General features: G+C 70.4%; 21 protein-coding genes and 2 tRNA genes. 15 read left to right on the top strand and 8 right to left on the bottom strand.

Going from position 1 to position 24,581, the window contains the following annotated elements; all coding sequences use genetic code 11:
• Positions 1–175: 175 nt before the first annotated feature.
• On the bottom strand, positions 176–682 hold the full coding sequence (locus tag ABZS64_RS29960) for a DsbA family protein (RefSeq protein ID WP_355836422.1): 507 nt from the start codon (positions 680–682) through the stop codon (positions 176–178).
• Positions 683–848: 166 nt separating this feature from the next.
• On the opposite strand from ABZS64_RS29960, the gene ABZS64_RS29965 reads away from it, so the two are divergent.
• Entirely contained in the window at positions 849–1,295 is a 447-nt protein-coding gene (locus ABZS64_RS29965; RefSeq protein ID WP_355836425.1) for a hypothetical protein, read from the top strand.
• A 105-nt stretch (positions 1,296–1,400) separates the two neighbouring features.
• Positions 1,401–1,553: a hypothetical protein gene (locus ABZS64_RS29970; protein WP_355836428.1), complete on the top strand. Its 153-nt coding sequence runs from the start codon at positions 1,401–1,403 to the stop codon at positions 1,551–1,553.
• A gap of 3 nt (positions 1,554–1,556) precedes the next feature.
• Here ABZS64_RS29970 and ABZS64_RS29975 read toward each other — a convergent pair whose 3' ends face one another.
• Together ABZS64_RS29975 and ABZS64_RS29980 are read right to left on the bottom strand one after the other, a co-directional pair.
• Complete coding sequence (locus ABZS64_RS29975; protein ID WP_355836431.1) at positions 1,557–2,114, bottom strand: CGNR zinc finger domain-containing protein; 558 nt, start codon at positions 2,112–2,114, stop codon at positions 1,557–1,559.
• Positions 2,115–2,304: 190 nt separating this feature from the next.
• Complete coding sequence (locus ABZS64_RS29980) at positions 2,305–2,718, bottom strand: SsgA family sporulation/cell division regulator (protein WP_003959770.1); 414 nt, start codon at positions 2,716–2,718, stop codon at positions 2,305–2,307.
• A gap of 190 nt (positions 2,719–2,908) precedes the next feature.
• Between ABZS64_RS29980 and ABZS64_RS29985 the strand changes: the two genes are divergently transcribed.
• On the top strand, positions 2,909–3,367 hold the full coding sequence (locus ABZS64_RS29985) for a TIGR02611 family protein (protein ID WP_355836434.1): 459 nt from the start codon (positions 2,909–2,911) through the stop codon (positions 3,365–3,367).
• A 56-nt stretch (positions 3,368–3,423) separates the two neighbouring features.
• Positions 3,424–3,495 (top strand) — tRNA-Val (locus ABZS64_RS29990).
• An 80-nt stretch (positions 3,496–3,575) separates the two neighbouring features.
• On the opposite strand, the gene ABZS64_RS29995 is transcribed toward ABZS64_RS29990, so the two are convergent.
• Positions 3,576–6,197, bottom strand: a complete 2,622-nt coding sequence (locus ABZS64_RS29995; protein ID WP_355836436.1) for a hypothetical protein — start codon at positions 6,195–6,197, stop codon at positions 3,576–3,578.
• Between the two features lie 104 nt (positions 6,198–6,301).
• Here ABZS64_RS29995 and ABZS64_RS30000 point away from each other — a divergent pair, with 104 nt between their 5' ends.
• Together ABZS64_RS30000 and ABZS64_RS30005 are read left to right on the top strand one after the other, a co-directional pair.
• A complete protein-coding gene (locus tag ABZS64_RS30000; protein ID WP_355836439.1) occupies positions 6,302–6,748 on the top strand; it encodes an SRPBCC family protein in 447 nt (148 codons plus the stop codon).
• 39 nt (positions 6,749–6,787) lie between these two features.
• Positions 6,788–6,859 (top strand) — tRNA-Val (locus ABZS64_RS30005).
• A gap of 52 nt (positions 6,860–6,911) precedes the next feature.
• Here ABZS64_RS30005 and ABZS64_RS30010 read toward each other — a convergent pair.
• A complete protein-coding gene (locus tag ABZS64_RS30010; RefSeq protein WP_355836442.1) occupies positions 6,912–9,218 on the bottom strand; it encodes a glycosyl hydrolase family 18 protein in 2,307 nt (768 codons plus the stop codon).
• Between the two features lie 349 nt (positions 9,219–9,567).
• Between ABZS64_RS30010 and ABZS64_RS30015 the strand changes: the two genes are divergently transcribed.
• Entirely contained in the window at positions 9,568–11,238 is a 1,671-nt protein-coding gene (locus tag ABZS64_RS30015; RefSeq protein WP_355836445.1) for a carbohydrate binding domain-containing protein, read from the top strand.
• Between the two features lie 45 nt (positions 11,239–11,283).
• Here the strand turns inward: ABZS64_RS30015 and ABZS64_RS30020 are convergent, their stop codons facing one another.
• Complete coding sequence (locus ABZS64_RS30020; protein WP_355836448.1) at positions 11,284–12,009, bottom strand: 3'-5' exonuclease; 726 nt, start codon at positions 12,007–12,009, stop codon at positions 11,284–11,286.
• A 172-nt stretch (positions 12,010–12,181) separates the two neighbouring features.
• On the opposite strand from ABZS64_RS30020, the gene ABZS64_RS30025 reads away from it, so the two are divergent.
• The 4 genes from ABZS64_RS30025 to ABZS64_RS30040 all read left to right on the top strand — a co-directional run bounded on the left by ABZS64_RS30025 (position 12,182) and on the right by ABZS64_RS30040 (position 16,785).
• Complete coding sequence (locus tag ABZS64_RS30025) at positions 12,182–12,748, top strand: DUF4365 domain-containing protein (protein WP_355836451.1); 567 nt, start codon at positions 12,182–12,184, stop codon at positions 12,746–12,748.
• Positions 12,748–13,968, top strand: coding sequence for a hypothetical protein (locus tag ABZS64_RS30030; RefSeq protein WP_355836454.1), 1,221 nt, complete (start codon positions 12,748–12,750; stop codon positions 13,966–13,968). Before ABZS64_RS30025 ends, ABZS64_RS30030 begins: the two co-directional genes overlap by 1 nt.
• Positions 13,969–14,131: 163 nt before the next feature.
• Positions 14,132–16,108 (top strand): threonine--tRNA ligase, encoded by a 1,977-nt coding sequence (gene thrS, locus ABZS64_RS30035; RefSeq protein WP_355836457.1) that lies wholly within the window; start codon positions 14,132–14,134, stop codon positions 16,106–16,108.
• 116 nt (positions 16,109–16,224) lie between these two features.
• A complete protein-coding gene (locus ABZS64_RS30040; RefSeq protein ID WP_355836459.1) occupies positions 16,225–16,785 on the top strand; it encodes an HIT domain-containing protein in 561 nt (186 codons plus the stop codon).
• A 20-nt stretch (positions 16,786–16,805) separates the two neighbouring features.
• On the opposite strand, the gene ABZS64_RS30045 is transcribed toward ABZS64_RS30040, so the two are convergent.
• Both ABZS64_RS30045 and ABZS64_RS30050 read right to left on the bottom strand, forming a co-directional pair.
• On the bottom strand, positions 16,806–18,461 hold the full coding sequence (locus ABZS64_RS30045) for a hypothetical protein (protein ID WP_355836462.1): 1,656 nt from the start codon (positions 18,459–18,461) through the stop codon (positions 16,806–16,808).
• A 164-nt stretch (positions 18,462–18,625) separates the two neighbouring features.
• Positions 18,626–20,833, bottom strand: a complete 2,208-nt coding sequence (locus ABZS64_RS30050) for an elongation factor G-like protein EF-G2 (RefSeq protein WP_355836465.1) — start codon at positions 20,831–20,833, stop codon at positions 18,626–18,628.
• A 266-nt stretch (positions 20,834–21,099) separates the two neighbouring features.
• Here ABZS64_RS30050 and pgsA point away from each other — a divergent pair, with 266 nt between their 5' ends.
• From pgsA to ABZS64_RS30070, 4 genes are all read left to right on the top strand, one after another.
• The gene (gene pgsA / locus ABZS64_RS30055) at positions 21,100–21,762 is read left to right on the top strand and encodes a phosphatidylinositol phosphate synthase (RefSeq protein ID WP_355836575.1); all 663 of its coding nucleotides are present in this window, start codon (positions 21,100–21,102) and stop codon (positions 21,760–21,762) included.
• Positions 21,762–22,658, top strand: coding sequence for a phosphatidylinositol mannoside acyltransferase (locus tag ABZS64_RS30060; RefSeq protein ID WP_355836468.1), 897 nt, complete (start codon positions 21,762–21,764; stop codon positions 22,656–22,658). The genes pgsA and ABZS64_RS30060 overlap by 1 nt, the downstream gene beginning before the upstream one ends.
• On the top strand, positions 22,655–23,815 hold the full coding sequence (locus ABZS64_RS30065) for a glycosyltransferase family 4 protein (protein ID WP_355836471.1): 1,161 nt from the start codon (positions 22,655–22,657) through the stop codon (positions 23,813–23,815). Before ABZS64_RS30060 ends, ABZS64_RS30065 begins: the two co-directional genes overlap by 4 nt.
• Before the next feature lie 97 nt (positions 23,816–23,912).
• The gene (locus tag ABZS64_RS30070) at positions 23,913–24,458 is read left to right on the top strand and encodes a hypothetical protein (RefSeq protein WP_355836474.1); all 546 of its coding nucleotides are present in this window, start codon (positions 23,913–23,915) and stop codon (positions 24,456–24,458) included.
• The last annotated feature ends 123 nt before the right edge of the window (positions 24,459–24,581 follow it).

Below are 24,581 nucleotides of genomic sequence, written 5' to 3' on the forward strand. Positions count from 1 at the left end.
CGGGCACGGGAGGTGCCCCCACGCTGCGTTGTCGTCAGTCGCCGACGCTCCGCGTCGGCTCTCCCCCTGCCTTCGGCGGGGGGACCCCCATCCTCACGCCTGCGCCCTTCGGGCACGGGAGGTGCCCCCATCGCCAGAGCCGCTCACTGATCCAGCCTGATCAACCGGACAGGCCCTAGGCGAGCAGCCGGTCCGCGATCTCCTCGATGCGCTCCCGCAGACCCTCCTGGCTCTTGCCGCCGTCGAGCCGCTCGCCGTCGATGACGTACGTCGGAGTGCCCGTCACGCCGATCGCCTTGCCCTCGGCCTGGTCGGCGTCGACGATCAGGATGTGCCGCCCGTCGATCAGGGCGGTGTCGAACTCCTCGGCGTCCAGGCCCAGTTCACGCGCGACCTCCAGCAGGAACGGCTCGCCCTTCGAGGCCAGCTCCCCGACGCGTCCGAGCACCGCCTCGATGTACGGCCAGCCCTTGCCCTGATCGGCAGCCTCCTCCGCGGCCTGGGCCGCCGTGAAGGCGTGTTTGTGCTTGTCGAGGGGGAAGTGCCGCAGCCGCAGCTCGAGCCGGTCGCCGTAGCGCTCGCGCAGGGCCCGCAGATCCTGCAGGGCGCTGCGGCAGTCGGGGCACTGGAGCTCGCACCAGACGTCGAGCACGACGGGGCGGGCGGTGGTGGAGTCGCTCATGGGTCCAGTCTCCCAGCCCGCTGCCCGGCGCACCGACCGGGACCTGGGGAGGAGGCTGTCCCGGAGATCTCCCTGAGGTCGTACGGGAACGTGGCCCCTGGGCGGCCGGACGGTGCACGATGGAGGGGACGTACCCCCTCATGCCCGACTGCGCCTGGAGGACCGGATGCTTGCCGAGACCATTTGTTCCGCGGTGTCTGCGGCGGGCCTGGGCATCGCCGCCGTCACGGCGTACCGCAAGCGTTTCCTTGCCGCGACCCGTATCGCCGCCTACTCCCTGGTCCCCATCGGCCTGGTGCTGACCGGCGCGGTCGAATGGGCCGTGGACACGGCCTTCAGCCCGTCCGCCTGGCTCGGATTCGGCCTGCTCGGCGGCGCCTGGCTGCTCTTCATGACCACCCGGGCCGTGGAGCGGCGTGGCGGCGGGACCCGCAAGGAACGCAAGGCCGCTGCCAGGGCGGCGGAGCAGGGGGTCGTCGCCCCGGCTGCGTCCGCGCCCTCTCTCGGGCCGGGCAGCCGTCCCGCGACGCAGCCCAAGGCGAAGCCGAAGGCCGCCGGTTCCGGCGAGGACTTCAGCGACATCGAGGCGATCCTCAAGAAGCACGGCATCTGACGTTCGCCGGCCCATGGCCGGAAACACAGGATGTGATGAACTCCCGCAGTCGCGGGGCGTGTTGATCAATCACGGCGGGGCGAGCTGCGCCATCATCACCCCGAGATGCTCGATACCTCACGGGGCCAGGCCCCCGCACCGACCGAAGAGCCGCGTGGCTGCCTCTTCGCGCTCTCCCAGCCACCCCTGATGATCTTCCTCGCGGTGATCGGCTGTCTGCTGCTCATGGCCGCGGTACACGATCTGTTCCTGCTGTGAGCCTCAGCCCGCCGCTTCCTTGCGGCGCGCGCGGTACGCGGCGACATGCAGGCGGTTGCCGCAGGTGCGGCTGTCGCAGTAGCGGCGCGAGCGGTTGCGCGAGAGATCGACGAACGCGCGCCCGCAGTCCGGCGCCTCGCAGCGCCGCAGGCGCTCCTGCTCGCCCGCGACGACGATGAAGGCCAGCGCCATCCCGCAGTCCGCCGCGAGATGGTCGGCGACCGATGCGCCCGGCGCGAAGTAGTGCACGTGCCAGTCGTACCCGTCGTGGTCGGTGAGCTGCGGAGTGGTCCCCGCGGCCGCCACCAGTTCATTGACCAGCTCGGCCGCGAGGCGGCTGTCGGGCGCCGCGAAGATCTCCGCGAACTGCGTCCGTACGCTCTGGACGGCCTTCAGGTCCCGCTGGCTCAGCTCGCTGACGCCGCTGACGTCGTGGCTTCGTACGAAGTCGTACAGCTCGGCTACGTCCGCGAGTGCGTCGCCCTGCCCGCTGTCCGGGGCGGTGTTCACCAGATCGACGACGGTGTCGAGGGCGATGCGGGTGTCGTGGGGGATCAGCACGATTCGCTCCCTGGCTGCTGCGGGCCGGTGCCCGCCGAATTGCGCTGACTCTAGCGGTTCGCGCCGAGAGCGCACCGGCGCCGTCACCGCGGTGGAATCCGCGGTGACGGCGCCAGTGTCTGCCGTATGTGGTTGTCCGCGCGGCACCGTCGCCCCGAGTCGGACGGTGCCGTGCAGCTCTCCGCCTGGCTCAGCTTTCGGCCAGGATGTGCGAGAGCTCCGTGTCGAGATCGAAGTGACGATGCTCGGTGCCGGGTGGCACAGCGGCGTCGGTCCGCTTCAGGAACGACTCCAGGGCCCGCGCCGGGGCCTCGAGCAGGGCTTCGCCCTCCGGGGAGCTCAACGCGATGCAGACGACGCCCTGGCCATGACTGCGGGACGGCCAGACTCTGACGTCGCCCGTGCCGGTGGGCCGGTGCAGACCCTCGGCGAGAAGATCGCGGGCGAAGACCCACTCGACCGTCTCTTCGGCTCCGGTGTGGAAGGTGGCGTGCACGGCATAGGGATCGGCCGTGTCATACCGCAGGCCCGCGGGTACAGGCAGTGAAGACTCGCTCGATACAACGAGGCGCAGGTGCAGCTCGCAGCTGACCGTGGTGTTCATAAGCGCCAGGGCCTTTCGCTCAGTGTGCGCTCGGGGATTCGCACGTCGGCGAAATCGACATGCCACCTACGGTGCCGTTGTAAACCCCTCTGACCGTTTTGTGATCCTTCATGTCGCTCGTATAGCGGTGCGTCACTTTGTGTTATAGAGCCATTCCGGTGACCGGGCCGAATCCGGTAGGTTTGGCTTTATGAATGCGGAGAGTGACGAGTGGGGCGAGGTCGTCGCCAAGACGACCGAGGCACCCGCGACGGGGGACGTGACGGCGGCGAAGGAGCCGGCACTCGGCTCGAGGGCGCCCCACTTCATCAAGCGGTCCAGGACGCTGCACGTGAGCTGGCAGGTCGGCGTTTTCATCGTCGGCCTCGCGGTGGTCGGCGCCGGCATCGTGATGCTGCCGCTGCCGGGACCCGGCTGGCTGGTGATCTTCGGCGGCATGGCGATCTGGGCGACCGAGTTCGTCTGGGCGCAGCTCGTGCTGCGCTGGACCAAGCGCAAGGTGACCGAGGCGGCGCAGCGCGCGCTCGATCCGGCGGTCCGACGGAGGAACATCATCCTCACCACGGTCGGCCTCGTGATCATCGCTGTACTGGTCGGAATCTACGTCTGGAAGTTCGGCATCGTGATGCCGTGGAAGATCCACGAGTGACCCGGAAAATGGTCAGGGGGACCCGCTGACATGGGGTAATGTTTGCGGTGTTGCCCGGGCGATTAGCTCAGTGGGAGAGCGCTTCGTTCACACCGAAGAGGTCACTGGTTCGAACCCAGTATCGCCCACCCGGACCGTAGGCCCGGAGACTTGAAGTCTCCGGGCCTACGGCTTTTTCACGTCCGGCGTCCCCCGTCCCGCGTCGCGCTCAGCGCATCCGGCCGAGGGTGTCCCGCAGCTTGCGGGCGTCGCGCAGTCGCTGCTCGTAGGTCGCGCCGACGGCGAGGAGCAGCAGTCCGGCGAGCGCGGGCGGCAGCCAGCGGGGGAGTGCGCCGACGACCTGGACGACGTACGGTGCGAGCTCGTGCAGCGCGTCGAGTGCGAGGACCGTGCCGCCGAGCACGAGCAGCGCCTGGAGGCGCAGCCGGGCGCCGGTGAGCGTGATGGCCAGGGCCGCGAGGCCGAGCAGCAGCGGGCGCAGCCAGTGGTCGTCGCCCCAGGCCGCGACGAGGCTCGGCAGCAGCGTCGCTCCGAGACCGGGGCCGTACGCCGTCCAGGACGAGGCCTCCGGGTCGCGGCGCCGGCGCAGCAGACCGACGGCGAGCGCGGGGACGGTCACGGGCAGGGTGTACGCCTCGGGGGTGGCGACACCTGACGCGGACAGCCGTACCCAGGTGGCCAGTACGAACAGCACCGCCGCGAGATGTCCGGCCGCGAGGCGGCGCTCGGCCCGTACCGCGGTGCCCGCCGCGATCACGCCGCCGAGCGCGAGCACCAGGGCGAGGGTCGGCCTGTCCCCCGAGGCGAGGCCGACCGCGAGAAGGCCCGCGGCCGCGCCGGTGAGTTCGATGGGGAGAGCGACGGGGTGCCGGCCCAGCCGGGCGGCGAGCAGTGCCACGGCGGCAGGGACGGCGAGGATCACCAACGCGGCCCGGTGGGGCGGGAGTTCGGCGTTCGCGGTGACGGCACCCAGGAGGGCGGTTGCGAACCCGGTGGCGGTGCAGGCGAGGACGGCCTGCACCGCGCGCGGGCCACGGGATGCGAACGCGGCCACGGCGAGCGCGGCGGTCAGGGTGCCGAGCACCGTGAACGTCGCCGGGCGCGTGGCCAGCGACAGCACGGCGACGCTCCCGGCGCCCGCGAGAGCGCAGGCGAGAGCGACGGGGGCGGGGGCGGTCTGCTCGGGGCGTCGCACGGCGAGGGCCAGGGCGGCGGCGGTGAGGAGCAGGTGCAGCGTCACGGTGGCGGCGTATCCGAGGTCCAGCGCGGGCGGCACGATGAACAGCCCCGCCCACGCGAGGCCAAGGCCCGCGGCGGCGGTTGCGGCACGCCGGTCGAGCCGGTGCGCCGACGTGGTGCCCCAGGTGGGCCACGGCGTACCGGCGGGGTGCGGGCCCGCCTGCTCGGGGTGGCCCGCCGCTGCGGGCTGTGGGGCGTCGGCGCGGTCGTGCTGGGTGGTCACGTCCGAGTCGTCGCCGTGCGTGCTTCCGGAGTGCGGGGCGCCCGGTGTGCCGGACGAGCGAGTCGCCGGTGCGGCACCCTGCTCCGACGTCGGCAACGGCCACCAGCGCGATGCCGTCGCCAGCGTCGCCGCCACGATCAGCAGGACCAGCGGGGACGCCGTCAGGCCCGCCTCCGGGAGGGGGACGCCCAGGGCGCCGCGGGCGCCCGGCGGGGTGGGCGACCAGATGGTGTCCGTGGTCGACAGCGGGCCCGTCAGGGTGAGGGCCACCAGCGGGAGCATCAGGAGCGCCGCGAGGATGTGGACCGCTCCCGCCGCTACGGTCAGGCCCGGACGCAGTCGCTGCGGCGTACCCGTCCGTATGAGAGCCAACAGCGCGACCGCGCACAGCAGATAGCCCAGCACCGACCATCCCTCGGGGACGCCCGCGCGGGCCACGCCTCCGACCGCGGCGATGGTCGCGAGACCGGCCACCGCGGAGCACGGAGCAGCGGCCGACGGCGAGCGCCAGGCGGCGAAGAGCGCCACGCCCGCCGCCGCGAGAAGCAGCACGGCCGGGGCGAGCGCGTCGAGCGGCGTGTCCGCGGTCACCGACTGCGTGCCGCCGATGAGCAGCGCCCAGCCGCCCGTCACGGCGGCACCGGTCGCGGCGACGGCCCGCAGCCCCGGCTTCGCCCATAGTGCGACCGCGACATCGAGTGCGCAGGTCGCCAGCAGGGCCCACTCCATCGGCGGCGCGCCCGCGCCCGCGGTCAGCGCCCAGAGCGGCAGCGGGAGTTGTGCGGTCAGCAGGGCCACCGGCAGCGGAATCCGCAGCCGGTCCAGCGACAGCCCGTACGCCGACCAGAGCGCGGCGAGCGCGGCCGATGCGAAGGCCGCGTAGGCCAGGCCGTCCGTGTCCGCCAGCGCCACCCGGTGCAGGGCGTAGGCGTCCAGCACCATCAGCACGAGCCCGAGACCGGCCAGGGCTTCCGCGGTCGAGGCGAGCCGCCGGCGCAGCAGCGCGACCGGCGATGCGAGCGCCGCGACCGTCGCCGCGCCGAGCACCGCGGAGCGCCCGGCGATACCCAAGTGACCCCAGCTGACCAGGGTGAACGCGATCGCGGCGATCGTCAGCAGAATGCCGCCGAGGGTGAGCAGCAGATTCTGCACACTGCGCGGCGCGGCCTCCGGCACGCTGGGGGCCGCGCCGGAGGCCTCAGGCGCGGCGAAGGGCCGCGCCACCGGAGGCGGCGGCGCGACGTGCTGCTGTACGACGGTGAGCAGCCAGGCTCTGCGGGCCAGCAACTGGGCCCTGCGAGTGTCCAGTTGGACCAGCTCGCGGTCGAGGATCGCCAGTTCCTCGGCGGGTGGCGGAACGTTCTCCATAGTCCGGAAGTGTGGCCGCCGCCACACCTCGCAGCATGGGCGCGGATACTCAGTTCGCGTGTGAGTACCCCCGCTGTACACCTTCTGGGGCGCAGACTTGGAGCATGGACTGGTGTCGCTACCGCTTCCGCAGCATCTGGGACCTGCCCGCCCGGCCCGCCGCCGTGTACTCGGTGCTCGAGCGGGCCGAGGAGTACCCCCGCTGGTGGCCGCAGGTGCGCGAGGTGACCCCGCTCGACGAGCTGACCGGGACCGCGCGCTTCCGCTCCTTCCTCCCGTACGAACTGCTCGTCACCGCCCGCGCCCAGCGGTACGACCCGGCGGCAGGCGTGCTCGAAGTGGGCATGGAGGGAGACCTGGAGGGCTGGGCGCGGTGGACGCTGTCGGCCCGCGGCACCGGCACACGGGCGCTGTACGAGCAGGAGGTGGAGGTGTGCAAGCCGCTGATGAGGCGGCTGGCGCTGCCGTGCCGCCCGGTCTTCCGGGCCAACCACGCGGTGATGATGCGCGGGGGCCGGCGTGGGCTGGCTGCGTACCTGGACGGAGTTTGAAGGAAACCCGCGGGGGCCTGTATGGTTCAGTGCGTTCCCGGGCGATTAGCTCAGTGGGAGAGCGCTTCGTTCACACCGAAGAGGTCACTGGTTCGAACCCAGTATCGCCCACCGGGAGAGGCCGGTCCGTCAGTCGACGGACCGGCCTCACTGTGTTTTCCGGTCACTGGAGCCCGTCGTGCAGGGCACCGAGCAGGGTGCCGCCCGGGGTGTCACCGGACATCTCCCAGATCATCGCGCCCAGCAGGCCCTTGGACTTGATGTACGCGGCCTTCTGGCCGATGGACCAGGTGTCGTCGAAGGACCACCACTGGCCGCCCGCGCCCTGGTATCCGTAGGTGGCCACCGACTGGGTGTCGTGGTGGACCGTGAGGTTCGGGACGCCTGTGACGAGATTCTGGTAGCCGCGCGTGCCGGCCTCCTCGGCGAACTGGCCGGGAGCCGCGCCGTTGGCGGTCTGCCATTCCCCGTCGACACCGCCCGCGGCGACTTCCTTCCAGCCGCGACCGTAGAAGGGGAAGCCGATCGTCAGCTTCCGCGGGTTCACTCCGGCGTTGGTGTACGCCTTCACCGCGCCGTCGATGCTGAAGTCATTGGCGTACGGCGACTGGGCGTCGGGGTAGAGGTTGGCCTGGTGGCCGGTGCGGTTCGGCTCCCAGGAGTTGTCGCTGCCCGCGCCGTGGAAGTCGTAGCCCTGGACATTGGCGATGTCCAGGTCGCCGAAGATCTTCGAGACGTCCCAGCCCGCGTCGATCTTCTTCGGGTCGGCCGGGGTGAAGGCGGTGAGCAGCTTGTGCTCGCCGCCGAGTGCGTCGAGCTGCTTGCGGAACTCCGCGATCAGAGCGGTGTTGTTGGCCTTGTCCGCGGTGCTCCAGTGGTTGCCGGGATGGCCGTCGGGGGAGCCGGGCCACTCCCAGTCCAGATCGATGCCGTCGAAGATTCCGGCGGCGACGCCGGTTCCGCCCGCGCCGTTGTAGGCGGGCAGGTCGCCCTTGATGTACAGGTCGATGCAGGACTTCACGAACTTCTTCCGGGAGGTGTCGGTCGCGGCGACGTCGGAGAAGTACTTGGAGTAGGTCCAGCCGCCGAGCGAGATGACGACCTTGAGGTGCGGGTGCTTGGCCTTGAGCTTCTTGAGCTGGTTGAAGTTGCCGCGCAGCTTGCCCCAGCCGTCGTCGGCCACACCGTCCACGGACTGCGACGCGGCGAAGGCCCGGCCGTAGTCGGCCTCGGCGTCACCGGCGCCGTCGCCCTCGTTGGGGTCCTGCGGGTTGCCCGAGACGCCCTTGGTGACGCCGTTCAGGCAGGTGAGATTGACCGGATCGACGTTGCCGAAGGCGTAGTTGACGACATCGAGCTTCGCGGCAGCTCCGGACGTGTCGAGGTTCTTGACGAAGTACTGGCGGCCGTAGATGCCCCATTGAACGAAGTAGCCGACGGCCGCGTGGCCGCCGTCGCCGACCGGGTCCGCGGTGGTGACGGTGAGGGTGTTGCTCGCCGGGGACGCGTTGTCGGCGGCGTCCCGGGCCCTGACGGTGAAGTCGTACCGGGTGGCCGGGGCCAGGCCCGTGATCGTCGTGCTGAGCGAGGCCGCCGGGACGCCCGCGACCAGGGTCGTGCCCCGGTAGACGTCGTAGGCGGCGACCCGGTTGTTGTCGGTGGCCGCGTTCCACGCCAGCGCGACGGTGCTGGAAGTCACCGCTGTGCTGCGTAGGTTGGCGGGAGCGGTCGGCGGGACGGTGTCGCTCGCCGGGTCGACGGTGGTCGCGGTGACGGCGGCGCCGACCGGCCCGAGGTTGCCCCGGGTGTCCTTGGCGCGGACGGTGAAGCTGTAGGCGGTGGCCGGGGTCAGGTCCCGGACGGTGGCCGACGTGGTGGCGGTGGCGGCGACCACGGTGGTGCCGCGCAGCACCTCGTAGGAGGCGACGGGGAAGTCGCCGGGAGCGGCGGCGTTCCACTTGAGGCTCACCGTGCGGGCCGTGGTGTCGGTGACGCTCAGGCCGTCGGGTGCGGACGGCGGTCTGGCGGGGCTGCCGTCGCACTTGTCGCCGTTGACCAGGCAGCCTGCCGGTTGGGTGATCGGTCCGGATGCGACGAACCAGTAGCTGTACGGCTCGGTGCTGCCGTTCGCCGGGACGGTGGTGTTGTAGTACGCGGGCGTCACCGTGACGTGCGATCCGCTGACCGCCGCCGTGCCGTTGTAGTGCTGGCTGATCGTCACCCCGGGCGGCAGGTCGAATTCGAGGGTCCACCCGGTGACCGGGGCGCCGGAGCTGTTCTTGACGACGTAAGTGCCCTTCCACCAGGAGCCGTTGTCGGCACTGGTGAACGAGGCCGTGAGCGGCCCTGCGGCCTGGGCCGGGGTGGCGGCGAGACCGGTGAGCCCGGCGAGCGCGAGCACGATCGCGGTGAGTACGGCGAGGAGCCGGCGGCGGGGCGGCGGCAGGCTGGATCCGATGGCAGTGGACACGGCTCTCCTAGGTGTGGGGTGGGGAGGGACGTCCCGTGTCTCTGCTTCTCAAGAAACTTAAGTGTCGCGACCGCGTCAACGGCGTCGGTTGGCTGGAGCGCTGTACCAATGACCTGGCCTGAAGGGATCCGCCGCGCTCCGGCCCTCGGAAAGGCATAGACCAATCTCCGGCGATTTTGCCTCTCCTTTACTCGAGGGGGCCAACTCCCCGGCGGGTGGCGGTGGTTGCCCCCGCGTTCTCTCTTGACGGGAGTGCGGCGCTCCGCTCTAATCCGCCTCGCAGGTCCAGACCAATCGTGGCGCCGCGTCCGGTCCGCCGACCCGCACCCACCCCTCACTGGGAGGTCACGTGCGTATCCGAAATCGCCTACTGGCCGGACTCGGTGCGGCTCTCCTCGCCGCAGCAGCATCGCTCGCCGTGCCCGGCACGGCCCAGGCCGCCAACCTGCTCAGCAATCCAGGCTTCGAAACCGGCTCCCTGTCCGGCTGGTCCTGCACCGGCGGACTCGGCTCGGTCGTGAGCAGCCCCGTACACAGTGGTACGAAAGCGCTCGCCGGAGCCGTGAGCGCGAGCGACAACGCCAAGTGCACCCAGACCGTCGCCGTGCAGCCCAACACCGCGTACACACTCTCGGGCTGGGTGCGCGGCAGCTATGTGTACCTCGGTGTGACCGGCGGGACGTCCACCTGGACTCCGTCCGCGACCGCGTACACCCAGCTGTCCGTCTCGTTCACCACCGGCGCGTCGCAGACCACCGCGGAGATCTACGTCAACGGCTGGTACGCGCAGGGCACTTACTACGCCGACGACATCAGCCTCGACGGTCCGGGCGGCGGAGGCGGCGGCGACACCCAGGCGCCCACCACACCCACGAATCTGCACTCCACCGGCAAGACGTCCTCAAGCGTCTCGCTGGCCTGGAACGCGTCGACCGACAACGTCGGTGTCACCGGCTACGACGTCTACCAGGGCTCGACGAGAGCGACCACGGCGACCGGCACCAGCGCAACCGTCAGCGGCCTGGCGGCGAGCACCTCGTACAGCTTCACGGTCCGTGCCCGTGACGCTGCGGGCAATCTCTCACCGGCCTCGTCCGCCGTCAGCGTCACGACCGATGCGGGCGGCGGCGGTGGCACCGGCTTCAAGCAGGCGGCCCCGTACCTCTACCTGGGCTGGGGCGACCCGCCCAGTGCCACATCGGTGATGAGCGCAACCGGCATCAAGTGGTTCACGATGGCCTTCATCCTCTCCTCCGGCGGCTGCAACCCCGCCTGGGACGGCAATCGCGCGCTCACCGGCGGCACCGACCAGTCCACGATCAACGCGATCCGCGGCGCGGGCGGTGACATCGTCCCGTCCATCGGCGGCTGGAGCGGCAACAAGCTCGGCCCGAACTGCTCAACGCCCGAGGCGCTGGCCGGCGCCTACCAGAAGGTGATCAGTGCCTATGGGCTGAAGGCGATCGACGTCGACATCGAGAACAGCGACGAGTTCGAGAACGAGGTCGTCCAGGACCGGATCCTCGGCGCCCTGAAGATCGTCAAGCAGAACAACCCCGGCCTGAAGACGATCCTCACCTTCGGCACCAGCACCACCGGTCCGACCTGGTGGGGCAGCCGGCTCATCGAGCGCGCGAACGCGCTCCAGGCGGACATCGACGTCTTCACCATCATGCCGTTCGACTTCGGCGGCGGCGCCGACATGTACGGCAACACCGTCAACGCCACCGAGGGCCTGAAGGCCAAGCTGACGAGCACCTTCGGCTGGTCGGACGCCACCGCCTATGCCCATATCGGCATCTCGGGCATGAACGGCCTCAGCGACCAGCAGGAGCTGACCAGCCCGGCGATCTGGACCCAGATCAAGGACTGGGCCAACTCCCACCACATCGCCCGCCTCGCGTACTGGTCGGTCAACCGTGACCGCCCCTGCCCCGGCGGCGGCGTGGTGAGCAACTGCTCCGGCATCAGCCAGAGCACCTGGCAATTCACCTCCATCACCGCGGGATTCACCGGCTGAGTCGATCCGAGCCGGGTGGCGCTCCCATCGGGGCGCCACCCGGACTCAGGCCGCGGCGGGAAGATCCGTACGCAGCGGCCAGTGCGGGTCCACCTCCTCCGGCGTACCGCTGCGGGCGAACCACGCCTGCAGCCCCCGTGCCTGCGCCGCGTGCCACACCGCCTGCAGCGTGTGCAGCTCCGACGGCGAAAGACGCTCCAGGCGCGAGGCGAAACGCTGCCCCACCGCCCGGGTGACCTCGAGCGCGGCCATCGCGTCGGCGGCAGCGTCATGGGCGCCGTCCAGCACCACCTCGTACTGGTTGCACAGATCGGTGAGGGTGCGGCGGCCCTTGCGGTAGCGGTCCAGATGCTTGTCCAGGACCCTCGGGTCCAGCACGCACAGCGGCACGTTCTCCAGATACTGGGCGAGCGACGCAGCGCGGTGACGCCGCAACTCGCGGTCGAGGATGGTCAGATCGAAGGGTGCGTTCATCACGACGAGCGGGCGGGCCGCGCCGCACTGCTCGGCCAGCACCCTGGCTATCTCCTCCATGACTGGCCCCGGCCAGCGGCCGTTGCGCTGGAGATGGTCGTCCGTCAGCCCGTGCACCTCGGTGGCGCCCGGCGGCACGGGCACCCCCGGATTGATCAGCCAGCGTGTGACGCGCGGGCGGCCGCCCGTCATGTCCTGGACGACGATCGCAGCCGAAACGATGCGGTCCTCCTCGACGTCGACTCCGGTGGTTTCAGTGTCAAATGCGGCCAGGGGGCCGTCATACCAGCGCGTCATCCCCGAACTCCTCGCACTTGCCTGGCAGATGGCGTGATCCCCCTGCCCGAATCGGTGATACCCGGGCTGTTTGCGCCGTACTCAGGGCGGTGACAACACAGATGACGGGTACGCGAGTTGACGTCCCGTCCAGGGGACATCGATCGGCACAGCCCGGAAGGCACGAAGAGCCATGGCGCTCGCGCAGCCTGAGTCGGGCGGGCTGCTGCCCCAGCGGACAGCACCGCTGCGCGGAGCACTCGCCACCACCGCCTGCATGGAGACACTCCAGGTGGGCTATCTGCACGCCGTTGCCGCGGCGGCCGGCTGTTCGCTGTCGCAGCCGTTTCCGGACAACGGCATCGACTGGCATGTCAGCCACAGCTCGGCCGGTCACACCGTCGACGACGAGGTGACCATCAAGGTGCAGCTCAAGTGCACGTACCAGATCCCACCGCACCCACCGGGACCGGCGTTCTCCTTCACCCTCGACAACGACCATCTGGTGAAGCTGGCCCGCACCCCGGTGTCCGTGCACAAGATCCTCGTCGTGATGCTCGTCCCCCGGACCCAGGGCGAGTGGCTTCGCGCCAGTCACGACCGGCTCGATCTGCGGCACTGCTGTTACTGGACCAACCTGGCAGGCCACCCGGTGACGGGCAGGCGCAGGACCACTGTGCGGATCCCGACCTCACGGATCTTCGACGACCGGGCGCTCTGCGAGATCATGACCAGGGTCGGGGTGGGAGGGAGACCCTGATGCAGCGGCCTTTCGACGAGTCAGTACGGCCCCATCCGACGGGCGAACTGCCGGGCCCCTGGTACGGGGGCGGCGCGCCGGACCCCGCCCAGGTCGACCCGGTCGTCCTCGGCGCGCTCCTGGACCGGCACGGCTGGCGGCGGCGCGGGGGAGCGGCGGGGCGCTATGCGCGCTGGACGCCGCCCGGGCCTGCCGCGGGCGGTACGAGTCTGCTGGTGCCCGAGAGCAGGTCGTTCCCGGACTGCGAGGACCTGCTGAGCGAGGCGCTGACCGCGCTCTCGCGCAGCGCCGCGCCCTCGGCACGTGAAGTGCTCGTCGGACTGACCGTGCCGAGCGACGAGATCCGGTGGTGGCGCGATGTGCCGCAGGGGCCGTCGGGCGCGGTGTCGTGGACCGTACAGGAGCAACTGCGGGGAGCAGCCCGGCAGATGATGATGGCCGGGGCGCTGGCGGCGCGCGGCCGCGCGGGGTACTACGGCGCGCGGCACCGGCGGCAGGCGCAGGCCTCGCTGGAAGGGGTCCTGGTGGGGCCCGCTCCCGGCGGGCGCAGCCTCACCGCGTTCGTTCCGGTGCAGAGCGGGCGGGCGGTCGTGGTCCGGCTCTACCACGCCTTGCAGGCTGCCCGGGAGGCCGCGGACTACCAGCGGGCGACGGGCGGGATGGAAGCGTTCGACGCGGCCGTCGAGGCGGGGGTGAGCCGCGAGCTGACCGAAGCGGTCATCGCGCTGGTGAGGGGTTCGGAGGGGGCGCGGATAGCGCTGGAGTGGTCGCCGGCGGCGGGAGTGCCGCAAGGGTGCGCGCCGCGGAACGAACCGGTCGAGTTCTCGCCCGGCGACCTGCCCGCGCTGCGCGAGGCGAGCGCCCGCTATCTCCAGGACGAGCCGTCCGTGCCGGTCCGGATCACGGGCACGGTGGTCCGGATGCGCCGCACGGGGCCGCGGGGGGCGGGGACGGTACGGATGCGGGTACTGGCGGGAGCGGAGGTACCGCACGTCCGGGTGGCCCTGGACGAGGACTCGTACCGCACGGCGGGCCATGCGCACCTGGTGGGCCTGCCGATCCGGGTGGTGGGGAGGCTGGAGAGCCGCGGGGGGTTCAGGCGGCTGACGGACGCGTCGAATGTGGTTCCGGTGCAGGTGGACGAGGCGGAGCGGGACCGGCTGATGAAGTCGCTCCAGGAGAATCTGGACTTCTTCGAGGAGGCGTGCCAGGGGGAGTGAGGCCGGGGCTCCGCCCCGGACCCGCGCCTCAAACGCCGACGGGCTCCAATGGGCCCCACCGGGGCGGGCGAATCAACCGTTTCGCTCGGCACCCCATCGGCTCGGTACGATTCGAAGCGCGCCCAGTACCAATGCGGCGTACCCCTTCAGTCAGGAGAGACCGGTGTCAGACGTCCGTGTGATCATCCAACGCGATTCCGAGCGGGAAGAGCGCGTGGTGACCACGGGCACCACGGCAGCCGAGCTCTTCCCCGGCGAGCGCACCGTCGTCGCCGCCCGCGTCGCCGGTGAGCTCAAGGACCTCGCGTACGAGGTCAGGGACGGCGAGGAGGTCGAGCCCGTCGAGATCTCCTCCGAGGACGGTCTCAACATCCTGCGCCACTCCACCGCGCACGTCATGGCGCAGGCCGTTCAGGAGCTCTTCCCCGAGGCCAAGCTCGGCATCGGCCCGCCGGTCAAGGACGGGTTCTACTACGACTTCGAGGTCGAGAAGCCCTTCCACCCCGATGACCTCAAGGCCATCGAGAAGAAGATGCAGGAGATCCAGAAGCGCGGCCAGCGTTTCTCGCGGCGCGTCGTCACCGACGAGGCCGCTCGCGCAGAGCTCGCCGACGAGCCGTACAAGCTGGAGCTCATCGGGCTCAAGGGATCCGCCTCGCACGACGACGGTGCGGACGTCGAGGTCGGCGCGGGTGAGCTGACGATCTACGACAACCTCGACGCCAAGACCGGCGAGCTGTGCTGGAAGGACCTCTGCCGCGGTCCGCACCTGCCCACCACCCGCAACATCCCGGCGTTCAAGCTGATGCGCAACGCCGCCGCGTACTGGCGCGGCAGCGAGAAGAACCCGATGCTGCAGCGCATCTACGGCACCGCCTGGCCCTCCAAGGAAGAGCTCAAGGCCCACCTGGAGTTCCTCGCCGAGGCCGAGAAGCGCGATCACCGCAAGCTGGGCAGCGAGCTGGACCTGTTCTCCATCCCGGACCAGATCGGTTCCGGCCTCGCCGTCTTCCACCCCAAGGGCGGCGTCGTCCGCCGGGTCATGGAGGACTACTCCCGCAAGCGGCACGAGGAGGAGGGGTACGAGTTCGTCTACACCCCCCACGCCACCAAGGGGAAGCTCTTCGAGACCTCGGGCCACCTGGACTGGTACGCCGACGGCATGTACCCGCCCATGCAGCTCGACGAGGGCACGGACTACTACCTCAAGCCCATGAACTGCCCGATGCACAACCTGATCTTCGATGCGCGCGGCCGCTCCTACCGTGAACTGCCGCTGCGTCTCTTCGAGTTCGGCACCGTGTACCGGTACGAGAAGTCGGGCGTCGTGCACGGCCTGACCCGCGCCCGCGGCTTCACCCAGGACGACGCGCACATCTACTGCACCAAGGAGCAGATGGCGGACGAGCTCGACTCGACGCTGACCTTCGTGCTGAACCTGCTGCGCGACTACGGCCTCACCGACTTCTACCTGGAGCTGTCCACCAAGGACCCGGAGAAGTTCGTCGGCTCCGACGAGGTCTGGGAGGAGGCGACCGAGACGCTGCGCAAGGTCGCCGAGAAGCAGGGCCTCCCGCTGGTCCCCGACCCGGGCGGCGCCGCGTTCTACGGGCCGAAGATCTCCGTGCAGACCAAGGACGCCATCGGCCGTACCTGGCAGATGTCCACCGTCCAGCTCGACTTCAACCTGCCGGAGCGCTTCGACCTGGAGTACACCGGTCCCGACGGCACCAAGCACCGCCCGGTCATGATCCACCGCGCGCTGTTCGGCTCGATCGAGCGCTTCTTCGCGGTGCTCCTCGAGCACTACGCGGGTGCGTTCCCGGCCTGGCTCGCGCCGGTACAGGCGCTCGGCATCCCGATCGGCGACGCCCACGTGCCGTACCTGGAGGAGTTCGCCAAGAAGGCGAAGCGGCAGGGCCTGCGCGTCGAGGTCGACAGCTCCTCGGACCGGATGCAGAAGAAGATCCGTAACGCCCAGAAGCAGAAGGTGCCCTTCATGGTCATCGCGGGCGACGAGGACATGGCCGCCGGCGCGGTCTCCTTCCGCTACCGCGACGGCTCGCAGGAGAACGGCATCCCCGTCGACGAGGCCATCGCGAAGATCGCGAAGGTCGTCGAGGAGCGCGTCCAGCTCTGACACCCGGCACCTGAGACCCGACGCCCACGCGGCACCGGGCACACATGCCGTACGAGACCCCCGCAGCGCGTTCAGTGCTGCGGGGGTCTCTGGTCTGCGCGGCAGGGCGAAGTCATATGCTGCACAACATGACGCTTGAGCCGGAGCAGCAGATCGGAGTCGGGACGCAGGATGCGTTCCAGCGCCTGTGGACACCCCACCGCATGGCGTACATCCAGGGCGAGAACAAGCCGACCGGGCCGGGGGCCGACGACGGCTGTCCCTTCTGCTCCATCCCCTCCAAGTCGGACGAGGACGGGCTCGTCATCGCCCGCGGCTCGCACGTCTACGCGGTGCTCAACCTCTACCCGTACAACGGCGGGCATCTGATGGTCGTGCCCTACCGCCATGTCGCCGACTACACCGAACTGGACGACGCGGAGACCGCCGAGCTCGCGCTGTTCACCAAGCAGGCGATGACCGCGCTGCGCAAGGCGTCGGGCGCACACGGCTTCAACATCGGAATGAACCAGGGCACGGTCGCCGGGGCCGGGATCGCCGCGCATCTGCACCAGCACGTCGTGCCGAGGTGGGGCGGGGACACCAACTTCATGCCGGTCGTCGCCCACACGAAGGTGCTGCCCCAGCTGCTCGCCGACACCCGCAAGATGCTGGCCGAGGCCTGGCCCGCCTCGTAACAGCGGGCCAGGCGTCACGCCTATGCGTCGTAGACGTCTGCCTTCCGCGGCGCCGGGTCCTGGACGAAGCCGCTCACGATCATGGATCGGTTGCCGAAGCGCTCGGTGTCCACGCCGTTCTCCTCCAGCACCCTCATGGCGGCCGCGTGCGTCACGCGCAGCACGGGTGTGGCAGCGCGCATCGCGTCGTCCGCCATGAAACGGTGCCGCCAGGGCTTCTCGGCCCAGGCGTGCCGCAGCCCGAAGGGCTCGGGCAGAACCAGCTTGCCGCCGAGGAAGTCCAGCAGCGGCGGGTACCAGGTGAACGGCGCGCGCACCGCGAGCCGTACCACCTCCGGCGTCTCCACCAGCGGCAGCACCCGGTCGACGGTCTCCCAGAAACGGACCGTCTTGGCGACCGTGACGGTCTTGGGCTTGGGCTTGGTGGTGAACAGCGAGTGCACCGGGCCCAGCGCGTGCCCGGTCACCTCGACGCGCAGCGTCTCGTGGAGCACGGTGACGGTGATCATCATGGTGATCACCAACTGGCCGTCCCAGAGCGTGAACTGCACGCCCAGATAGTGACGGTTCCCGCCGCCGAACTGCTGGTGGTTGCAGATCCGCTGTATCTCGTGGCCCTTGACCTGGAAGGTCTCCACGTCCTGGCCCTCCGGCCGGGACACCTCTCCGGCGTTCTCACCGACCGGCGCCACGATCCAGTGTTTGACCGAGGGGGTGGGGAAGCCGCCGGAGTTCAGCGGGCCGCGCTCCAGCATCTTCAGCTTGTCGTGGACTGCCCGTATGACGTCCCAGCTGCGGAACTGGTTGATGTCCTTGCCCGGCTCCTTGGAGACCAGCTCCTCGGCCATCTGCCAGCTGCCCCACCGGGTTCCCATCCCGAGTATCCCCTTGGGGCCCGCGTAGAAGACCGCGTTGGACTGCTGCTCGGCGGTGAGCTTCTCGAGGCCCTGGCGCAGCTGCTCGCGCGCGGTCTCGTTGGGGTGCCCCGGGACGGCCTCGGGGACCTTGGCGCCGATACCGCCGCCCGAGAGCAGGTTGTCCCAGCGGGCGCGCAGGTCCTTCGCCGAGGACTCGCAGATCCGCTTGGCCAGCAGCCAGCCGACGACCGGGGCCACGATCATGCCGCGGATGTAGTACCCCAGAAGCCCGCCGAACGGCAGCCGGACCAGGAGGATCACGGCCAGGCCGCCGATGGCGACCAGCAACAGCGTGCCGAGCGCCCCGGCGCGTTTGTTGGACGCCCCCGCTATCGTCCGGCGGAGCTGGAAGACGGCCAGCCAGAGCAGCAGTCCGGGCAGGAAGAGCAGCCCGAAGACCGCCATCACACCGGTGAGCCGGGCGTCCCGCTCCTTGCGGATCCGGGTGGCGGCCAGACAGTGCTCGACCACCGCCTGCGGCTCGGTGCCGAAGGACTGGATCAGCGCCTTGCGCGCGCCACCGAGCATCCGCAGCTGAACAGCACGCGAGAACGCCTCACCCAGATTCGGCTCGAACAGCGAGAACTTGCCCGGTTTCACCTCGGACTTGTGCCACTCGCTGTTGGCCTTGAGAAGGTCGGTGACCGGGCCGTCGCGGTACGCGGCGGAGGCGAGCGCATGCGTCGCCGCCGTCTGTCCGGCCGAGCCCAGGAGCGGGACCTGTGCCCCGGGAGTGAAATCGAAACTGTTGTTCGCCACTACCGCCCCCATCGCCGCAAGCATCCGCACTGCGGCCTGTTCCCAACTACCGTGCCCCGCACACCTTCTGAGCTGGGGCACCACAGCGTATCGGGGGCGCACGGCCCACGTCACAGGATTGAAGTGCCGCCCGCCGCAGAGCGGTCGGCGGGCGGCACTCTCAACTACGAGCCGCTCTCGGTCTGTTGGCGGATCTTGTCGGCATGCTGCGGCGGCATCGCCTCATGGCGGGCGTACGAGCGGCTGAACTGCCCGGTCCCGTGCGAGATCGACCGCAGATCCACCGCGTACCGCCCGATCTCGATTTCCGGCACCTCGGCCCGTACGAGCGTGCGCGAGCCGCCCGCCTGCTCGGTGCCGACCACCCGGCCGCGCCGCCCCGACAGATCGCTCATGACCGGACCCACATACTCGTCCGAGACCAGTACTCGCACCTCCGCCACCGGCTCGAGCAGATGGATGTGCGCATCGCCCGCCGCCTCGCGCAGCGCGAGCGCGCCCGCCGTCTGGAAGGCCGCGTCGGAGGAGTCCACCGAGTGCGCCTTGCCGTCCAGCAGCGTGATCCGTACGTCGACGAGCGGATACCCGGCCGCGACGCCGCGCGCCGCCTGCGCGCGTACGCCCTTCTCCACGGACGGGATGAACTGCCGCGGCACCGCGCCGCCCACGACCTTGTCGACGAACTCGATCCCGGAGCCCGCCGGCAGCGGATCGACCTCGATCTCGCAGATCGCGTACTGCCCGTGCCCGCCGGACTGCTTCACATGCCGTCCGCGCCCCGCCGACCGTTCGCCGAAGGTCTCCCGCAGCGACACCTTGTGGGGTACGACGTCGACCTGGACGCCGTACCGGTTGCGCAGCCGCTCCAGGGCGACATCCGCGTGCGCCTCACCGAGGCACCACAGCACCACCTGGTGTGTCGCCTGGTTCTGTTCGAGACGCATCGTCGGATCCTCGGCGACCAGCCGCGAAAGCCCCTGGGAGAGTTTGTCCTCGTCCGCCTTGCTGTGTGCCTGGATCGCCAGGGGCAGCAGCGGATCGGGCATCGTCCAGGGCTCCATCAGCAGCGGGTCGTCCTTCGCCGAGAGCGTGTCCCCGGTCTCGGCCCTGGCCAGCTTGGCCACACAGCCCAGATCTCCGGCGATGACATGTCCGAGCGGGCGCTGCTGCTTGCCGAAGGGCATGGAGAGCGCGCCGACGCGCTCGTCGACGTCATGGTCCTCATGGCCGCGGTCGGACAGACCGTGCCCGGAGACATGCACCGTCTCGTCGGGGCGGAGCGTGCCGGAGAAGACCCGTACGAGAGAGATCCGGCCGACATACGGGTCGGACGCGGTCTTGACCACCTCGGCCACCAGCGGACCGTCCGGGTCGCAGCTGATCTGCGGGCGCTGCGCGCCCTGCGGAGTGGTGACGGCGGGGGCCGTGGTCTCCAGCGGGGTCGGGAAGCCGCCGGTGATCAGTTCGAGCAGCTCGACCGTGCCGAGCCCCTGCTTGGCGCCCTCCGGCGCGGGAGCCGCGGCCAGCACCGGGTGGAAGATGCCGCGTGCGACGGCCTTCTCCAGGTCCCCGATCAGCGTCTTGAGGTCGATCTCCCCGCCGCCGAGATAGTGGTCCATGAGGGTCTCGTCCTCGCTCTCGGCGATGATCCCTTCGATCAGCCGGTTGCGGGCCTCCTCGATCAGCGCCGTCTGCTCGGGATCGGGCGGAGTCTCCTTACGCTCGCCGGAGGAGTAGTCGAAGATCTTCTGGGAGAGCAGTCCGACGAGGCCGGTGACCGGGGCGTGGCCGTCGGGGTTCTGTGCTCCGTACTGCGGCAGATACAGCGGCAGTACGGCGTCGGGGTCGTCGCCGCCGAAGATGTTCCCGCAGACCCGGGTCAGCTCCTCGAAGTCGGTCCGCGCGGTCTCCAGGTGCGTGACGACGATCGCGCGCGGCATTCCGACCGCCGCGCACTCCTCCCACACCATCCGGGTCGCGCCCGCGATCGCGTCGGCCTCCTGCGCCGCCGACACAACGAAAAGGGCCGCGTCCGCGGCTCGCAGACCGGCCCTGAGTTCCCCGACGAAGTCGGCATATCCGGGGGTGTCCAGCAGATTGATTTTGTACCCGCCCCATTCGAGGGGGACCAGGGACAGCTGGACGGAACGTTGCTGACGGTGCTCGATCTCGTCGTAGTCCGAGACCGTCCCGCCGTCCTCGACCCGGCCCGCCCGGTTGACCGCTCCGGCGGTCAGCGCGAGGGCCTCGATCAAAGTTGTCTTTCCCGATCCGCTGTGGCCGACCAGCACCACGTTCCGTACGGATGAGGGCTGGTCGGCCGTAGCTGCCCTGCCGGCGGCTCCGGGGTGTGCATTCGCCTTGTCGCCCATGATCTTGCCTCCCGATCGATTGCCCGGTGAGGAGAGTGGGGCCGCGGGCGCGGGGAGCCATGAGGGAGGATCCCGGACAGCGTCCGGGGGCAGCTCCGGCGATGCCCGCGGTCGTCTTTCGAGCTTTCCACTCACGTCACGGTGCGTCCATACGTCGTACGCGACCACGGGAGGCGGGTGTGCCTCCGTGGAGCGCTTCGGTCCTGGCTACGATGGGCCAGCCGGTGGCCATTGGGGCCTTCGGCCCACCGACCCTCGGGAAGGCCATGCTGAACAAGTACGCGCGTGCATTCTTCACGCGTGTCCTCACACCGTTCGCCGCGTTTCTGCTCCGTCGAGGGGTGAGCCCCGACGCGGTCACCCTCATCGGCACGGCCGGAGTGATGGCGGGTGCGCTGGTCTTCTTCCCCCGGGGAGAGTTCTTCTGGGGCACGATCGTCATCACGCTGTTCGTCTTCTCCGACCTCGTCGACGGCAATATGGCCCGGCAGGCGGGGGTTTCGAGCCGCTGGGGGGCCTTCCTCGACTCGACGCTCGACCGGGTCGCCGACGGCGCGATCTTCGCAGGCTTCGCGCTCTGGTACGCGGGCACGGGGGACGACAATGTGATGTGTGCCGTCGCCATCTTCTGTCTGGCGAGCGGCCAGGTCGTCTCGTACACCAAGGCACGGGGTGAATCGATCGGCCTGCCGGTCGCCGTCAACGGACTGATCGAGCGGGCGGAGCGGCTGGTGATCTCGCTGGTCGCCGCCGGGCTCGCCGGTCTGCACAACTTCGGGGTGCCTGGGATCGACATCCTGCTGCCGATCGCGCTGTGGATCGTCGCCGTCGGCAGCCTGGTGACACTCGGGCAGCGGGTTGTGACGGTACGACGGGAGTCCGCGGAGGCCGACGCCGCGGCGCAGGGGAACGAGGCTGAGGCGACGTGATGCGGGAGCGGCTGACCGACGGGCTGTACGGCCTGGGCTGGAGCACGGTCAAGAAGCTGCCCGAGCCGGCGGCCGCCGCGCTCGGCCGCACCATCGCGGACATCGCGTGGAAGCGGCGCGGCAAGAGCGTGCTGCGGCTGGAGTCCAACCTCGCCCGGGTGGTGCCCGACGCGGGCCCCGAGCGCCTGGCCGAGCTCTCGAAGGCCGGCATGCGCTCGTACATGCGGTACTGGATGGAGTCCTTCCGGCTGCCCACCTGGAGCGCCGAGCGCGTCACCGACAACGTGCAGATCAAGGACTCGCACCATCTGACGGACGGCCTCGCCTCCGGGCGCGGAGTGATACTCGCGCTGCCGCACCTGGCGAACTGGGACCTTGCGGGCGTGTGGGTCACCCGGACTCTGGGTGTCCCTTTCACCACGGTCGCCGAGCGGCTCAAGCCCGAGACGCTGTACGACCGGTTCGTCGCCTACCGCGAGAGCCTCGGCATGGAGGTCTTGCCGCACACCGGCGGCTCCGCCTTCGGCACACTCGCCCGGCGGCTGCGCTCCGGCGGCCTGGTCTGTCTGGTCGCCGACCGTGATCTGTCGGCATCGGGCGTCGAGGTGAAGTACTTCGGCGAGACAGCCAGGATGCCCGCCGGACCGTCGATGCTGGCGCAGCAGACCGGTGCGCTGCTGCTGCCGGTGACGCTGTGGTACGACGAAGCGCCGCTCATGCGGGGCCGGATCCACCCGCCCGTCGAGGTGCCCGAGACAGGCACCAAGGCCGAGAAGACGTCCTCCATGACACAGGCGCTGGCCGATGCCTACGCCACGGGAATCACCGAGCACCCGGAGGACTGGCACATGCTGCAGCGGCTGTGGCTCGCGGACCTTGAGGAGAGGCCGCTGTGAAGATCGGCATCGTTTGCCCGTACTCCTGGGATGTGCCGGGCGGCGTCCAATTCCATATCAGGGACCTGGCGGAGCACCTGATCAGGCTCGGCCACGAGGTGTCGGTGCTGGCCCCGGCGGACGACGAGACGCCGCTGCCGCCGTACGTGGTCTCGGCGGGGCGGGCGGTTCCCGTTCCGTACAACGGCTCGGTGGCCCGGCTGAACTTCGGCTTCCTGTCGGCCGCGCGGGTGCGGCGCTGGCTGCACGACGGCACCTTCGACGTGATCCACATCCATGAGCCGACCTCACCGTCGCTGGGCCTGCTCAGCTGCTGGGCGGCGCAGGGCCCGATCGTGGCCACCTTCCACACCTCGAACCCGCGCTCGCGCGCCATGATCGCGGCGTATCCGATCCTCCAGCCCGCGCTCGAGAAGATCAGCGCCCGGATCGCGGTCAGCGAGTATGCCCGCCGGACCCTGGTCGAGCATCTGGGCGGCGACGCGGTCGTCATCCCGAACGGCGTCGACGTCGGCTTCTTCGACAAGGCCGAGCCGAAGGCGGAGTGGCAGGGCGACACGATCGGCTTCATAGGGCGCATCGACGAGCCCCGCAAGGGCCTGCCGGTGCTGATGAAGGCACTGCCCAAGATCCTCGCGGAGCGCCCCGGGACACGGCTGCTGGTGGCGGGCCGCGGCGACGAGGAAGAGGCCGTCGCCTCGCTGCCCGTCGAGATGCGGCAGCGGGTGGAGTTCCTCGGCATGGTCAGCGACGAGGACAAGGCGCGGCTGCTGCGGAGCGTCGATGTGTACGTCGCGCCCAACACCGGCGGGGAGAGCTTCGGCATCATCCTCGTCGAGGCGATGTCGGCGGGAGCGCCGGTGCTGGCGTCGGACCTGGACGCGTTCACGCAGGTCCTGGACCAGGGCGCGGCGGGCGAACTCTTCGCGAACGAGGACGCGGACGCGCTGGCCTCGGCGGCGGTACGGCTCCTGGGCGACCCGGAGCGACGGGCGGAGCTGCGGGCGCGGGGCAGCGCGCACGTACGCCGCTTCGACTGGTCGACGGTCGCGGCGGACATCCTGGCGGTCTACGAGACGGTGACGGACGGCGCGGCGTCGGTGGCGGCGGACGAGAGGTCGGGGTTCAGGGCGCGGTTCGGGCTGGCGCGGGACTGATTTTCGACGCGACCGGGGCGGTGGCCGGCCCTCCGGCGATTGAGGCGCGGGGTCCGGGGCGGAGTCCCGGTTCGGGCCACCGGTAGCCTTGCCGCCCGTGACCGTAACCCTCATCTGGATCGCCGTCGCCCTCGTCGCGATCGGCCTGTATCTGAGCTGGACCGCCGGCCGACTCGACCGGCTGCACTCCCGTATCGACGCCGCCCGCGCCGCCCTCGACGCACAGCTTCTGCGCCGCGCCTCGGTCACCCAGGAGCTCGCCACATCCGGCGTGCTCGATCCGGCCGCGTCGATCGTGCTGTACGAGGCCGCGCACGCCGCACGCCAGGCGGAGGAGGAGCAGCGCGAGGTCGCCGAGAGCGAACTCAGCACCGCGCTGCGGGCCGTGTTCGGCGAGGCGGCGCAGGTCGAGGCCGTACGCCAGGTCCCGGGCGGCGAGGATGCCGCGGGCGAGCTCGCGCAGGCCGTACGCCGCGTCCCGATGGCGCGCCGCTTCCACAACGACGCGGTACGTGCGGCCCGCGCCCTGCGCCGCCACCGCAAGGTCCGCTGGTTCCGGCTGGCCGGCCATGCACCGTTCCCGCTGGCCTTCGAGATGGATGACGAGCCGCCGGTCGCGCTGGCCGACCGCCCCGGCACCTGACGCGCCACCCGACGCGGCACCTGACCTTCGAAAACGATCCACCGGCTGTTCATTGGCCCTTGCAGTGGACTGGTCCGTGCATGTTCCATCGGTGAGGCACAACAACGTCGTCACCGAGTGAGG

The sequence above is a fragment of the Streptomyces sp. NPDC005408 genome (genome assembly GCF_040606445.1).
Taxonomy (GTDB): domain Bacteria; phylum Actinomycetota; class Actinomycetes; order Streptomycetales; family Streptomycetaceae; genus Streptomyces.

Excerpts from the sequence above, each read along its gene's own strand:
- ABZS64_RS29960 (WP_355836422.1), bottom strand. The coding sequence starts at position 682 with ATGAGCGACTCCACCACCGCCCGCCCCGTCGTGCTCGACGTCTGGTGC.
- ABZS64_RS29965 (WP_355836425.1), top strand. The coding sequence starts at position 849 with ATGCTTGCCGAGACCATTTGTTCCGCGGTGTCTGCGGCGGGCCTGGGC.
- ABZS64_RS29970 (WP_355836428.1), top strand. The coding sequence starts at position 1,401 with ATGCTCGATACCTCACGGGGCCAGGCCCCCGCACCGACCGAAGAGCCG.
- ABZS64_RS29980 (WP_003959770.1), bottom strand. The coding sequence starts at position 2,718 with ATGAACACCACGGTCAGCTGCGAGCTGCACCTGCGCCTCGTTGTATCG.
- ABZS64_RS29985 (WP_355836434.1), top strand. The coding sequence starts at position 2,909 with ATGAATGCGGAGAGTGACGAGTGGGGCGAGGTCGTCGCCAAGACGACC.
- ABZS64_RS29995 (WP_355836436.1), bottom strand. The coding sequence starts at position 6,197 with ATGGAGAACGTTCCGCCACCCGCCGAGGAACTGGCGATCCTCGACCGC.
- ABZS64_RS30000 (WP_355836439.1), top strand. The coding sequence starts at position 6,302 with ATGGACTGGTGTCGCTACCGCTTCCGCAGCATCTGGGACCTGCCCGCC.
- ABZS64_RS30020 (WP_355836448.1), bottom strand. The coding sequence starts at position 12,009 with ATGACGCGCTGGTATGACGGCCCCCTGGCCGCATTTGACACTGAAACC.
- ABZS64_RS30025 (WP_355836451.1), top strand. The coding sequence starts at position 12,182 with ATGGCGCTCGCGCAGCCTGAGTCGGGCGGGCTGCTGCCCCAGCGGACA.
- ABZS64_RS30030 (WP_355836454.1), top strand. The coding sequence starts at position 12,748 with ATGCAGCGGCCTTTCGACGAGTCAGTACGGCCCCATCCGACGGGCGAA.
- ABZS64_RS30040 (WP_355836459.1), top strand. The coding sequence starts at position 16,225 with ATGCTGCACAACATGACGCTTGAGCCGGAGCAGCAGATCGGAGTCGGG.
- ABZS64_RS30050 (WP_355836465.1), bottom strand. The coding sequence starts at position 20,833 with ATGGGCGACAAGGCGAATGCACACCCCGGAGCCGCCGGCAGGGCAGCT.
- pgsA (WP_355836575.1), top strand. The coding sequence starts at position 21,100 with ATGCTGAACAAGTACGCGCGTGCATTCTTCACGCGTGTCCTCACACCG.
- ABZS64_RS30060 (WP_355836468.1), top strand. The coding sequence starts at position 21,762 with ATGCGGGAGCGGCTGACCGACGGGCTGTACGGCCTGGGCTGGAGCACG.